Source organism: Zavarzinia sp. (assembly GCF_041650655.1).
Lineage (GTDB): Bacteria > Pseudomonadota > Alphaproteobacteria > Zavarziniales > Zavarziniaceae > Zavarzinia.
On the sequence record NZ_JBAZKR010000046.1, the window covers coordinates 1 to 13,171 of the forward strand.

The window sequence follows — 13,171 nt, forward strand, 5'->3', positions numbered from 1 at the left end:
GGCCAGGCGGCGTTCGAGATCGCGAAGGGAAATGGTCATTTATTTTTCCCGTAATTACGGGGACACGAATTCGAGCCCGCGACGGGCTCTCGGTTCATGTTCCCGCTTATCCGTCATGTCCCCGCTTAGTAATTCTAGTAATTCCGGGGATACGAATTCGAGCCCGCGACGGGCTCTCGGTTCATGTCCCCGCCCGCCATGTCCCCGCCCGCTGGTCGTCATTACAGCGCTCCCGGTTCGATCAGGGTCAGCCGCGTGCGGCGGCCGTTCTGCTTGTCGAGGGTCAGGCGGCGGCCGGCGATCATATAACTGCCGGCAATTCCGTCCTCCGGAAATGAAATCAATACCATCTGCGTCGTTTGCCACGGGACGCCGGCGGTCGTCGTCCAGCCCATGACATCCACCTCTATTTTCAGCCCACGGACGCGGCGCAGCAGCATTTCGCGCGTGGCGCGGGTCAGCGCCTGCGCCTGGTTGCGGATGCTGCCGTCCTCGATTGTCAGCGGCCGATAAACGCCGCGCGCCGTCAGTTCGGGGTCGGGCACCGTGGCGATAATCGGATAAGAGAGGAGCGGGATGTCGCCGGCGCCCAGGCACCGCGTGGCGCCGTGACCGATCACGGTGTACTGCGAATAGCGGTCGCCGGCGTCGTCGCGCAGGGTGTAGTCGATGACGTTGTTGGCGGACGCGGAGGGTCCGGACGGCAGGGAGATCAACAGATCGACCGGCGGCGCGGCGTAGTAGGGCGCCAGCGGTTCGATATGGACGACGCCGGCCGGATCGGACCAGACCCAGTTGCCGTTTTCGTGCGCGAGGCGTTGCAACACGGACCAGACCGGCTCGGTTTTCGTGGCGCCGATCGCCTCGAGGCGCGGCATCGCGCCCACGGCGACGACGGGGACCAGCAGCGGCGCGCAGAGCATTTGCGCGAAGCCGGCCAGCGTACCGGCGGGGGCGGAAAACCCCGCCGGGCTCGGGCAGTCGACCAGCGTTTTCACGCGCGACGCCAGATCGACGGTCAGTTGACCGGATTTTTTGTTTTTGCTTTTGCCGATCGCCTGGCCGGTGAACAGCGGCGCGCCGCCCAACGTGGCCGAGGCGATGTTGGCCAGGCGCAGCGCCGCCCAGGGAATCGGCACGCCGCCCTGGTTGGCGGGCCCCTGAACGACCCCCGCATCGGCGGGGACGAACAAGTCGTTGTCGAGGTCGACCGAATCGAAGCCGACTAACGGTCCGACCGTATCGAGCGCGACAACGAGAGGCAGCGGCGACAGCGAGGGCATCAGTCTCCTAATTCACGGGCACGGACAGGACCGTGCCGCGCGGCAGCCGATTGAAATCGGCGAAAATGTTTTGATTGAGCGCGCGAATTTCCGGCGCGCGTTCGGCGTCGCCCAGCTCCTCGAGGGCCAGCACCACGAGCGGCGTCGGCGCTTGCAACGTAATTTGCCGCACCGCCGGAAAGGCGTTGCGGTTGCCGTCGAGCAGCGCGGTCAGTTGCGCGGCCTGAGCCGACAATTCGCGTTGCACCGGGGCCGCGTGCAGGCCCAGGGCGTAGCCGATGCCGGCCAGCGCGGCGGCGATGCGGCGGCGCATTTCGACGACCGCCTGATCGGCGGCGCGGGCGTCGACGGTGCGGTCGCGCAGTTGCCGCGCCAGCACCACGGCCAAACCGGACGCGGCGCGGCCGGCGACCTCGGCGTCGAACAAATAAACGGCGACGATCGCGGCATGCAACCGCACCGAGGCCGGGACCGAACCGGCGGCGGCCGGGCGGCCGGAAAAATAAACGCCCGCATCGTAAGCGGACCCGCCGAGCATGGCGGGGTCGATGTTGGCGGCGGTCAAAAATTCGTTGCGGGCGGCGTCCGCCTGACGATAAACCGAGCGGACGTAAGCGCCGGCCGGCGGTTCGGCGGCGCCGGGGTTGCCGGATTTGGGGTCCGCCTGTTCGGCGTAGACGTTGGCCACGGCTTTGATGTAGGCGTACAGCGACTCGCCGACGGCGGTGACGGTGCGGGTAATCATCGTGGGCACCGAACCCAGGGCGCGCACGAGCAGCAGGGCGGCGGCCAGCCAGGCGCTGTTCCAAACCGCCAGAAACGCCATCAATTGCAAATAGGCGGCCAGCGACAGCGGCAGCGATTCGCCGAGCCAGGGCGCGAGCGCGATGACGCCGGCGGGCGCCATGATTTCGGGGCGCACAAAATGACGGCGGAAAACGACATCGACGACGGCGGTTTTTTCCTCGGCGTTGACGGTCGGGGTGTACTGCTCGGGGTAGACCTCGATCTGGCCCCAAACAGGATGAATCAACACGCCGGGGACGAGCGGCAGCACCGTGGCGTCGAGCAGCGCGATAAAGGCCTTGTGGACCTCGAACTCGCCGCCGATAAACAGGGCGCGGACGCTGACGGCGCGGCCGGCGGCGCCCAGCGGCTCGATGAACGATTCGGTGAAGCCGATCGGGTTGTGATCGGCCAGATGAAACTGGCGGGGGCCCGAGGTCGATTCGATTTGAATCGGCAGGCCGTTGTAGATTCCGGGCAGCGCCGTGCCGGTCCAGATCATGCGCCCCTCCCGTCGAGCGCGCCGGCGGAACGCGGGCCGCTGGAGGCGCGCAGATTCGCGGCCGCCAACTGCATGTCGCCGGCGGCGGCGGCCAATTGTTCGGCGCTCTTAAACTGGTTGTCAGCCGCCTGTTGACCGATGCCGAACATGGTTTTAAATCCGGCCAGCCAGTCGGAAAAAACGCCGCCGGTATTCCCGCCGTCCTGGCGGCGCTGCTGGGCCAGACCGGCCGACGACGTCGCGATTTCGCTTTCCAGCCGCTCGGCCGACCAGCCGAATTGTTTGGCCTGGCGAATTTTGTTCGCCCGGATGACGGCGAGGGCGTTTTTTGGATCGACGGCCATTTCGCGCGCGCGGGCGGCGTCGGCGCTGTCGCGGGCGGCCCAGGCCTCGCGGGTGGCCGAGTCGATCGAGGTCGCGGCCGTGTAGGTTGCGCCGACGACGGCCAGGCCCCCGGCGAGCGCGGCGCCGCCGGTCAGGGGCGCCATCATTTTCGCTTTCGAAAACATGCCAGCGCCGACAACCGGACCGGGCAGCAGCGCCCGGCCGCCGGGGCCAAGCAACGTGCCGCCGGCGCCGAGCGCGGGGACGCCCAGGCCGCGCTGCACCATCGTGCCGATCGACGCTTCGGGCCGTCCGGACAATACGCCAGGCCAATTGACGACGAACACCGGCTGCACGCCGGCCGCTTTTTCAAGAGCCTTGCCGACGGCGACGCCGCCGGCGAGATCGATGCCAGCGCCCATTTTGGACGTGAGCAAACCGCGAATGCCGCCGATTCCACCCAGCGCCTTTTTGCCGGTCATCAAAGCGCGGCCGCCGAAATAGGCCGCGCCGCCGGCGAGGCCGAGGCCGATACCGAGTAGGCCGCCGCTGACGGTTTTTTGCAGCGTTTCGTTCGTCGCCATCTGGTCGCTGATCGGGCCGACGATTTTGTCGCCGAGGAAACCAAGGCCCTTGGCGCTCCAGCGCTCGGCCGGGCGGAAAAGCTCCTGCCAACCCGTTTGCAAGGTGCCGCCGACCGCCTCCGCTTGGTAATCGAGCGTGCCGCGTTTGAGATTGAGCGCGGCCTCGAGTCCGAGTTTGCTGTCGCGCTCGGCGCCCAGAGTCCGAAAGCCGGGTTTGCGCACGGCGTCGGGCACGAGCTGGCCCTCGGCTCCAAAAATTTTCATTAAAATTCCGGCGCGCTCGGCGGGCGATTTGTATTTGGCGTCGAAGCGATCGAAGACCTCGGTCATGCGATCGGTGCCGGCGAAGCGGCCGTTCTCGAAGAGCTTGTCAAAGCCGTATTTTTTGACGTATTTTTGTTTTTCCGGGGCGAGCAATTCGCGGAAGAACGCGCCGGTGGCCATGCCGGCGCCCTCGGTGCGAACGCGGGACACGGCGGCCAGCACCAACGCCGCGTCTTCCGGACGGCCGCCGACGCGCGCGATCTCGGGCGCGCCGCGGGTCAGTTCGTGGGCGAACGAGTCCATGTCGGTGAAGCCGCTGACGCGGCGGCTCTTGAGCAGCATGTCGGCGAGGCCGCCGGTTTTTTCGGGGGCAACGTTAAAATTTCCGGCGAGGCGGTTGATCATCGCCAGGGCCCCGGCTTTGTCCATGCCCTCGGCGTCGGCGAGCAGCGCGCCGGCGCGGCCGGCGCCGCTTTTGAGCGCGGTCACCGAGACGCCCATGTTGAGCGCCTGCCCGAAGGCCTTCTGCACGTCGCCCATCGTGCCCGTCACGTCCTTGGACGTGTCGAACGCCAGGCGTTTGAGTTCGCGCATGCGGTCGCCGATTGCCTGGGGCGTTTCGCCGACCTGCGACGCGCTGATTTTCAGTTCGATTTCGCCGGTCGCCGCGGCCCGCGCGTTCTGCACCCCGCGCGTCCAAAGTTTGATCGCGCCGAGGGAGGCGGCCGCGGCGGCGGCGGCGACGCCGAAATCGACGGCCATGCGGCGCAGCGCGGCCCCGCCGCCGTCCGCCTGCCGAATCATTTCGACCAGGCCGGCGCGCAGATTGCCCAGCACCCCTTGCGAGCGGCGAACGCCGCTCTCGAACTGCCCGGTATCGAGCAGCAGTTGGGCGGCTACTTTGTAGGTGGTCGGCATGGGCTAAAACAACCTCGGCCGCAAATCGATTGCGTAATTGGCCGCGCGCTCGGCGACGGCCGCCAACTCAAATGCCGGCAACAGGGCCGGCGGAATCGGGGCCCCCGCCATCGACAGAATCAGGGCCCGCTTGATCAGCCGTTCGATTTTCAGCGAGAAATCGCGCGACCTTGGCGTCGACCTCCAAGGCGAGATCGCGCACCACGTACATATCCGACTCCAACAAACGGCCGACCGCCTGGGGCAGTTGATCCTCGGGGACGGCGCCGAGGCGCAGCACCCGGAAGCGCGCCTGAAGCAAATAGCGCGTTTCAACCATGCGGGCGGCGCGGCGTTTTTCGGCGTCGGAAATCGGCAGACGCGACAGCCCGTTTTTTTTCAGCTCGGCCTCGGTCAGCCGGCTGAGTTCGAAACGGTAAATCAGGTTCGGATCGATCCAGTCGGGCATCGCGCCCTCGGCCGCCATTTCGGCGTCGACGGTGAGCGGGCCGACGGTAACCTCACGGTGCAAGCTGCCGGCGTAGGAGACGCCGACGGCCAGTTCGCCGTCGGCGCGCAAATCGCCGGGAGTCAGAGGTTGGTGCCGGTTGTTGGCGTCCATTTTTTAGGCCTCGATCGGTTCGGTAATGAACACTTCCCAGTCGGCGTCGCTGCCGTTGGTTGCGTCGTGCGATTTAGTTTTCGCGTTGACCGCGCCCCAGAAGGTATCCGTGGCGCCGCTGATCTTGCTCGTGATGACGAACAGCATCGGCGTGTTGGCGATTTTCGAGAGCACCCGTTTGACATCGATCGGGTTGGCGTTGCCGAAAAACGGCGAGCTGATCGATAAGTCATGCGTGCCCTGAGTGGGCGCAAAATACGCGCCGTTGAACGTAATCTTGCGCGCGACCAGGCCCGACGATTTGATCGTCAGTTTGTTCGACTCGAACGGCACGCCGTCAACAAAGCCCTGGGCGGGTCCGTCGGTGATATTGAGCGCCATTATTTACTTCCTTTCCACAAATTACCCGACCTGCGGGATGGTCAAATTCAGCATAACGTTCGCGCCGCGGTATTCGGTGATGACCGGAGCGGGGACGCCGATGTCGATGAATTTGGTGTTGGTGGTGTTGACGCGCACGACGATATCGCCGGCCAGCCGGTCGAGCTCGTTTTTCGACAGGTATTGCAGGGACGGGTCGGCCAGCTCGTACAGCACCGACAACACCTGCCCTTTCACGTCGCCGGTTTTTCCGTCGATCATTTTGCGGCTGGCGCGTGTCGAATACACCGTTTGCAGCCGCGCCAGGATGGCCTTGCGCAAATACTTGAGGACAAACCAAATGTGCGGGCTGGCCCAGGCGTCGCTGGCCGCGCCGCCGGACAGTTGGGTAGCGGTGGTGATGAGTTGCACCACCTCGGTTGTGCCGTCCTCGCGGCTGACGTCGACCGACAAGCCGTTGTTCATCGCGTTTTCGATTTCGGCGGCGGTCGGCGCGGTGGCGCCGGTTTCCAGCGGGGCCAGGTCGAGCGGGCGGGCGTCGTTGATGATCGGCACGCTCGGATCGGCCTCGGCTGAAACATAACCCGCCTCGAGCGCGGCGCGTTCGTGCGGCGGCATGGGCCAGTAGTTGGCCGCCTTGCGCCACAGCACGATCATGTCGCGGCGCTGCATAGATGTTTGATAGGTTACGGCATTGGCGTAGGTGTCGGCGATGCCGATCAGGTGCATCGCGCCGTTACCGCGGGCCGCGTGGGCCTGGTAGATCGCGGCGTTTTTCAGAGCGGTCAGATCAGTGGTGACAAACCGCCAGGGGACGACGATCAGATCGTAGTCGCGGCTCTGGTACGTGGCCACGTAGGCCGATAGTACGGGGTCGTTGGCGCCGCTGGCCGGCTGCACGACCGAGGCGGTGGTGGTCAGCGCCGCGTCGACGTCGGCGGAAACGCGCAGATAATTGCCGATGGTGCCCTTGACGCCGTAGGTGTAGGTCAGGACGTGCGTGTTGGCGTCGGTGCCCTGGGTGGCCGACACCGGGCAATCGGCGGCGGCGGCGGTGACGGCGGCGACGGCGGCGGCGCAGATTTCGGCGGCGGTATCGTCGGTCAGCACCGCCACCTCGACGGGGTAGTCGCCGAACCACAGCGTGATGCCGCCATCGGCGGCGGCCGCGGTGGCGAAGGTGATGGTGTTGAAGGCGGCCACGCCGGTCCCCGCCTCGTCAATCGCCAAGATGTCGAGGTCGGCCAGCGGGTTGGCCGAGAAGATTTTGGCGGCCAAGCGCTTGGCAATGACGCCGCAATAGACGCCGACGTCGTCCTGGTTGGTGACGTTCTGAATCAGTTGGCCGTCAGCCGCGCTGCCGGCGGCGACATTCGGCGCGAGCAGCAGAATTTTCTTGACCGTGGACGGCAAGCCCTGGGCGGTGGAATCGTTGATCTCCACCTGGTCGCTCGGGCGTTTGCGCCCCGTGTTGATTTCGCTGAAATGCGGGTCGAAGTCCGACATTATTCACCTCCGGTTTGTGTTTTTTTGCTCTGGGGACACGAAGTCGCCACGCCAAGCGCGGCTTGATTCATGTCCCCGATCTTTCCAGGCGCGGCTTGGTTCATGTCCCCGCTCTTTTCGCGCACGGCCGGACGCAGCTCGATGTCGCCGTCGCGGAGCAGGCCCATGACGTAGCCGTCAACGCGGCGGCGCTTCCAGTCCGGTCCCCAAAAAATACCGGGCCGGCCGTTTTCGGGGATGCGCAGCGCCGGGTCGCGCGGAACCGGCCGCGCGTCGACGATGTCGCCGATGACGGGCGTAAACGGCGCGGCGGTGGTGGTTTTCTCGGTTTTTTTCGGCATCGGGCCTCCAGTTTTGGACAGGCATCGCGGCCTGCCCCTACGGTTTTAATCCGTCGTCGGGTCGTCGTACTCGACGCCCAGCGAATCCATCGTGGTGTCGTCCTCGGGCTGCGTTTCACCTTCGACCGGACCGACGACGCCCTGTATTTTTTCGAACTCATCGGGCGTATCGACGGCGGCGCGCGACGGCAGCCATTGCTGCAACGTCTGGAACCCGACCGACCACGCCACCAGATTGCGGCTGGTCGCCTCGGCCGGCAGCGGCACCGGGCTGTCGCCGATGTTTTCGAGCGGATGGCCCAGCTCAGCCCCGAGGCTGTCGACCGGCAGCAGGCCGGTCAGCGCGTCGTCGATCGCATCGAGCAGATCGTTGATCGTGCGGGCCGAGTCGCCGGCGGTTTCGACGGCGTTCACGACGACAAAAATCACCAGGCCGCGCCGCGATTCGTGGCCGAGGCGGGCGGCGTCGATCGACGCGGTTTGCGGGCTGCCGGCGTAGGCGACGGCCAGCAGCGGCAGGTTGTATTTGCCGCCCGCGCCGGAGAGGAACCGCACCAGGTTGTGGTCGGCCTCGGCGATCTGTTTGACGCCGGCGATGTCCGCGGCGGTCAGCGCGGCGAGGACGAAATCGACGAGGGCGTTGCGGTAGCTCATGCGACCTCACCCCGGCGAAGCGCCGACCCTCTCCCACCGGCGGAGAGGGTAAAGCCTTTTCCCGGCCCCCCTCGCCACGAGATGGAGAGGGGTTGGGGGTGAGGTTGGCGTGCGTATTGCTTCATGCTTCGAGCCCCAGCCAGTCGGTTAAAATGCCTTCAATCGTTTGCCAATCGTCGGCGAACGGCTCGTGGACAAACTGCCGCGCGGGGATTATCGTTTCTTTATCGCGGCCGGCCATGCCGCCGAAATTATGAATCGCGGCGTAAATCGAGTTTGTTCCCCATTCGACCGAGCCTCCGGACACGCGCGACGACACCGACCGCAGCAGGTTGCCACGATCGATCAAAATTTTGGCGTTTACCATCGTCTTGCGCGCTTTTTTGGTCAGACCCCCCGATCTGAGGTTGCCCGATTTGCGGGCGCGTTTGGTGAATGCGCGGCTCTTACCGCCGGCGCGCGCGAGCAGCGTCGCCCCCGACAGCGATTTCCAACGGGCCGGACGGCCCTGCAACTCGAACGTGCGCTGCGTCGAGGACACCATCACCTCGCCAATCGCGGTCAGCGGCGCGGCCTTGTCCTGGGCGCGGGCGGCAAACCGGACGAGCAACGGGGTCAGGGTGTCGATCATTTAAAACTCCAGCCGATCGCGGCCCATGATGCGGCGGCGGCCGGTGACGCGCGCCGAGGGGTCGGTCGCGCGCAGCGAGGTGCGGTTGTCGGCGCTTTGGGCGCTCGACTGATCCTTCAAGTGAAACTTGTGCGCCGCGATCAGTTCGAGGCGGCGGCGCAGTTCCTTTTCGTTTTTCTGTTCCTGATCGGTGTAGTTCCAGTTGCGGCGGCGGCACAGCGCCCACCAGGCGAGTTGATACACGTAGTTGAGCACGGAGTCGGACTCGTGCAGCGGCACGGCGTAGCGGCCCAGGCAGTAGCCGTCGAGTTCGTCGGACTGCTCAGCCAGCGCCTGCTCGATCCAGGTTGTCTGCTCGCCGGCGGTCAGGTCGCCGAACAGCGCCGTCAGGTCGGCGGCGTCGTATTTCGCGCGGAAGCCGGTTTCAGTGCCGTACATTTAAAACCTCGCCGTTTTTGTCATTCCGACCGAGTGCATCCGAGCGGAGGAATCCCTTTCGATCGAGAGGGGTTTCTCCGTTCCGCCGCGACACGCGGCGTCAGTCGAAATGACACAGATTGATTCGCATTCATTCGCGGTTGTTCTCCAACGGCGGCGGGCCCGGCTATCGGGGGGTTGGTTCGAAGGCCGAACCCGCCGCCGTGCGATCATCAACTGGTTATGGCGTATGCACGCACTTGGTGATGGCGTACCATGAATACGGCGCGAGCTTGGCGTCCTCGTCGTAGCCGTACAAACCTTCCTTGAATTTTTCGCCCGGTTCCTGCAACCAGCGCGGGCTGGTTTTAATCGCGTGAAGAAACGCGAACGGCTTGAACAGAAAGCGGCTGTCGAGCAGGCCCCACAAATTGTCGGTGTCGAGTCCCTCGGCCTCGATCAACTGGAACTGTTTGTCGTAGATGTTGCTTTCGCCGTTGGCGAGATTGGCCTTGTCGAAGATGCCGCGCGCCGTGGCCTTCAAATTTGGAGAAAACCACAGGTAATCCGGCTTAACACCCATGCGGCGGCCGTTATCACCCTTGAGCGCCTTCATCGCGGTCTCGACCGCGGTCGCGTTCGCGCCGGTCAAATCGAGATCGGCATAATAGTTGACCTGGACGCCGCCCGAAACGAACTTCTTTTCGATCGGGTGGGTGGCGCTAAAAATGGGCTTGTCGTCGAGCGTGAAATAGATCTCGCTGACGGCTTGGCCATTTTCTAAAAGTTTCAGGATTTCCTCGGCGATGTATTCGCCCTCGACCTTGTTGATGCCGGACAGCACCTGCGGCAGCTGCGCGCGCATCGAGCCGTAGAGGATGTCGCCGCGGTCGATGCCCACGGTGCACTCCAGGGGGCTCAGGGTGATGGCGCGGAACCGCTTGGCGATGTTTTGCGCCTTACGGTAATCGACCCATTCCCGCAATTTTATCGGGTCGGTCAGCATTTTCAGCATGACGACCAGATCGGTGGCGGGGATGTCGTAAACGAACGGTTTCCACCAGACGTTTTCCGGCTGAGCCTGGTGCTCGATGATCGTCTTGAACGACGCGCCGAGCGCCTCCAGTATCGCCGGAGTGATCGTTTTCAGATTGCCCAATTCCGGGAAGCCCATTTTATTATTCCTTTCGGTTCGTAACCCTCATCTCCGGCCCGTTTGACGGGATCGAGGCGGAGGGTGGTTTATCAACTGGCGCCGAGGCAGACGCATTTGTCGGCGGCGGCATCGTCGCAGGCGACCAGCGAATCCGCAGCGGCCGCACCGTTGTCGATGCCGAACAAACACGGCGCGGTGCAGGTGGTGTTGCAGGCCGTGTTGGCTCCCGCCACTACGCTGCCGATCGCGGCGGTGCCGGTGCCGACCAGTTGGCCGCTAAAATTAACGTTTCCGGTGACGGTGACGTTAGTACTGGTGATGATCAGGTCGTCGGTCGTCGTCTCGTCGTAGACGATCGTGGCGTCGGCGTCGGAGCCGAAGGTCAGCGCCACGTCGTCGATAATTTTCGCGCCGCCGTCAAAATTGGCGACGCCGTCGACCTCCAGCAACCCTTCGATATAGGCGTCCTCGCCGTTCACGGTTTGGCCGGGAACGCCGTTGCCGACGTACAGATTGCCGGTCAATACGTTGAGACCGTAACCGGCGGCGGTGGTGACGGTCAGCCGGTCGGTGCCGGCTTCGTCATATTTGACGGTGACATCGGACCCGGTGCCGAAGATCAAACCCAGGTCGTCGAGAAGCTGCATCGTGCCCTGCACGATGTCGGTTGTTTTGGTGGTCTGAACGCCGTAGGCCGCAACCGCGACCAGTAGCAGGGCCGCGACGGCGATGATGATGCGTTTCATGTTTTCCTTCCTTTCCTGGATTCCGGCTTTCGCACGGAATGACAAGCAAACTAAGTTCCGGCTTTCGCCCGGAATGACAAACAAACGTTACGCGTTGAGACCGCGCGACTTTTCGCACCAGTTGGTGCCGTACCAGACGAACGTGATCGTGCAGCCCAGCGCCAACGTCGCCGGCTGTCCGCCGGCGGTCAGGTTGTTGAGAGACGTGGTGACCTCGACCGTGTTGGCGTTGCTGGTGCCGATCAGGGTGATCTCCTGGCCGACATACGAGCCGTCGGGGAACGCGGCGGTCAGCGTCACCGCGCCGCCGTCGCCGACGACCGGGTAATATTTCTGGTAGCGGTTGAAGACCAGCGCGTCGGCGGCGTGCACGGTTTGCAGCGGCGCCACGGCTCGCGCGGCCATTGCCTCGGCGGACGGCGCGGCGGCGGGGTCGAGCTCGACCACGACCTCGTCGCCGTCGAGCCGCACGAATTTTCCGACGTAGGGCGCCGCCGTCGCGGCCGACGGTTCGAGGCCGACGGTGTTGTTGTCCTCGGCGAACAGGGGCTTGCCCTCGTCGCCGGCGGCGGGGGCGTAGCTGCTCGACTTGTTGAGCCAGGCGTTGCCCTGGCGGCGGAAGCGGATGATTTTGTCGCCGTCGGCGCCGTCGGTGTTGTCGTAGCCGCGCAGGTCTGGCGGATCGAGGACGACGCCGGCGCAGTAAACGCGGTTGTCGGGATCGTACTCGCCGCTGGAGTTGAGCAGCGCCAGCAGGCCGGGATAGGCGACGACGCCGGCGTCGATCGGCGCCTGGCCGTCGATCGGAAAATCGGTCAGATCGGTCAAGCGCGCTTGGGTTAGGTCGGCCATGTTTATTCACCCGTTCCTTTCAGATTTTTTTTGACGAGCGCGGGATCGACGTTGAACTCGGCGGCGAACGCCTCGGCCATCGTCAGCGCGTCGCTGTTGATGCCGCCGGCGTCGGGCGCCTTGGCGTCGAGTTTCAGCTTCGGCGCGGCGGGGCCGCTGGGTTGCCGCTCGGCCAATAATTTTTTAGCGGCGGCGACGACGGTCGAATCGGACGACAGCAACAGGGCTTCGAAGTTTCCGCGTTCGGCCACGGTCAGCCGGCCTTCGTCAATGGCGGCGTCGAGCAGCGCGCCGCGTTCGCGGCTTTGCATTTCGGCGACGGTCATTTGCAGTTTTTTTACATCGTCGGTGCTTTTGGAGGCGTCGCGCAGTTTGAGGACCTCGGTCACGGCCTCCGCCACGGTCAGCGATTCGCGGCCAAAGGCCTTCGCCAAATCGACGGGCACGGCCGGAATTTTTAGCTGATCGAGCAGCGGCACGGCCTCGGCGATCGTCATGGTTTTCCGCCCCAGCCCCTTGGCCAGCTCGGCAGGCACGGACGCGACCAGAGCGTCGAGTTCGGCGATCAGGGCGGCTTCATCGGCGTTGTCGGCGATCACGCGGCCACGCGCCTTCAGCCAGGCTTTAATTTTTTCCATCGAATTTCCTCCTGGGATGTTGAATTTTTCGAGGCCGACAATCGCCTCGGCGAGCAACGGTTTAATTCCGTCGAGCAGCGGTGAGTTGGTCAGCGCCGCGTTGATGAGTTGCGGCCCGACCTGGCCGGTTATCCGGTCGGGGTATTGATCGGCGATGACCGGACTCAAATAGCGGTACTGCCCGGAAGCGACGTCCGCCGCGCCTTCGGCCGTGTAGCGTGGGTTGAGTCCCCAGATGCCGTCGGCCAGCAATTCGTAGGATCCGGCGGGGATCCACGCCGCCGCCTTGCCGCCGACGCGTTTTTCGTCGGGGGTTTGGCCGGTCACCGACAGGTGGCGCCAGTCGATTTGCAGATCCGTTTTTGACGCCATGAGCCGCGAATAAATCGCCTCCACCACCGGCGCGGATAAATCGGCCCACTGATTGCGGCGGGCGTCGAACCAGCGGCCGATCGGCACCAGGTGCATCCGGTCGGGCAATTTGCCGCCGATGATTTGCGGCAACTCGGCGATCAGGGTCAGCAAGGTTTTTCCCATTTTCAAACCTCAACCGCGAATCGGATTTGCGGGTACACGAATTCGGGATT

14 protein-coding genes are annotated in these 13,171 nt (G+C 64.6%); all 14 read right to left on the reverse strand.

Features of this window, described 5'->3' with window-relative positions; genetic code table 11:
• Positions 1 to 221: 221 nt before the first annotated feature.
• Positions 222 to 1,283 carry a hypothetical protein gene (locus WC493_RS12095; RefSeq protein WP_373065768.1) on the reverse strand — a complete coding sequence of 354 codons (1,062 nt, stop codon included), beginning with the start codon at positions 1,281 to 1,283 and terminating at the stop codon, positions 222 to 224.
• 7 nt (positions 1,284 to 1,290) lie between these two features.
• Positions 1,291 to 2,571, reverse strand: a complete 1,281-nt coding sequence (locus tag WC493_RS12100; RefSeq protein WP_373065769.1) for a DNA circularization N-terminal domain-containing protein — start codon at positions 2,569 to 2,571, stop codon at positions 1,291 to 1,293.
• Positions 2,568 to 4,661, reverse strand: a complete 2,094-nt coding sequence (locus WC493_RS12105) for a hypothetical protein (protein ID WP_373065770.1) — start codon at positions 4,659 to 4,661, stop codon at positions 2,568 to 2,570. The genes WC493_RS12100 and WC493_RS12105 overlap by 4 nt, the downstream gene beginning before the upstream one ends.
• 67 nt (positions 4,662 to 4,728) lie before the next feature.
• Positions 4,729 to 5,262 carry a hypothetical protein gene (locus WC493_RS12110; protein ID WP_373065771.1) on the reverse strand — a complete coding sequence of 178 codons (534 nt, stop codon included), beginning with the start codon at positions 5,260 to 5,262 and terminating at the stop codon, positions 4,729 to 4,731.
• A gap of 3 nt (positions 5,263 to 5,265) precedes the next feature.
• Complete coding sequence (locus WC493_RS12115) at positions 5,266 to 5,643, reverse strand: hypothetical protein (protein ID WP_373065772.1); 378 nt, start codon at positions 5,641 to 5,643, stop codon at positions 5,266 to 5,268.
• 21 nt (positions 5,644 to 5,664) lie between these two features.
• Positions 5,665 to 7,149 carry a hypothetical protein gene (locus WC493_RS12120; protein WP_373065773.1) on the reverse strand — a complete coding sequence of 495 codons (1,485 nt, stop codon included), beginning with the start codon at positions 7,147 to 7,149 and terminating at the stop codon, positions 5,665 to 5,667.
• A complete protein-coding gene (locus tag WC493_RS12125) occupies positions 7,149 to 7,490 on the reverse strand; it encodes a hypothetical protein (protein WP_373065774.1) in 342 nt (113 codons plus the stop codon). Before WC493_RS12125 ends, WC493_RS12120 begins: the two co-directional genes overlap by 1 nt.
• Before the next feature lie 45 nt (positions 7,491 to 7,535).
• Positions 7,536 to 8,144, reverse strand: coding sequence for a hypothetical protein (locus tag WC493_RS12130; protein ID WP_373065775.1), 609 nt, complete (start codon positions 8,142 to 8,144; stop codon positions 7,536 to 7,538).
• A 121-nt stretch (positions 8,145 to 8,265) separates the two neighbouring features.
• Positions 8,266 to 8,775, reverse strand: a complete 510-nt coding sequence (locus WC493_RS12135) for a phage virion morphogenesis protein (RefSeq protein ID WP_373065776.1) — start codon at positions 8,773 to 8,775, stop codon at positions 8,266 to 8,268.
• Complete coding sequence (locus WC493_RS12140; RefSeq protein ID WP_373065777.1) at positions 8,776 to 9,213, reverse strand: phage protein Gp36 family protein; 438 nt, start codon at positions 9,211 to 9,213, stop codon at positions 8,776 to 8,778.
• A 220-nt stretch (positions 9,214 to 9,433) separates the two neighbouring features.
• Positions 9,434 to 10,366, reverse strand: coding sequence for a Mu-like prophage major head subunit gpT family protein (locus tag WC493_RS12145; RefSeq protein ID WP_373065778.1), 933 nt, complete (start codon positions 10,364 to 10,366; stop codon positions 9,434 to 9,436).
• A 71-nt stretch (positions 10,367 to 10,437) separates the two neighbouring features.
• Entirely contained in the window at positions 10,438 to 11,094 is a 657-nt protein-coding gene (locus WC493_RS12150; RefSeq protein ID WP_373065779.1) for a hypothetical protein, read from the reverse strand.
• 87 nt (positions 11,095 to 11,181) lie between these two features.
• Positions 11,182 to 11,946: a hypothetical protein gene (locus tag WC493_RS12155; RefSeq protein ID WP_373065780.1), complete on the reverse strand. Its 765-nt coding sequence runs from the start codon at positions 11,944 to 11,946 to the stop codon at positions 11,182 to 11,184.
• Between the two features lie 2 nt (positions 11,947 to 11,948).
• Complete coding sequence (locus WC493_RS12160) at positions 11,949 to 13,109, reverse strand: phage protease (RefSeq protein ID WP_373065781.1); 1,161 nt, start codon at positions 13,107 to 13,109, stop codon at positions 11,949 to 11,951.
• Positions 13,110 to 13,171 lie beyond the last annotated feature (62 nt).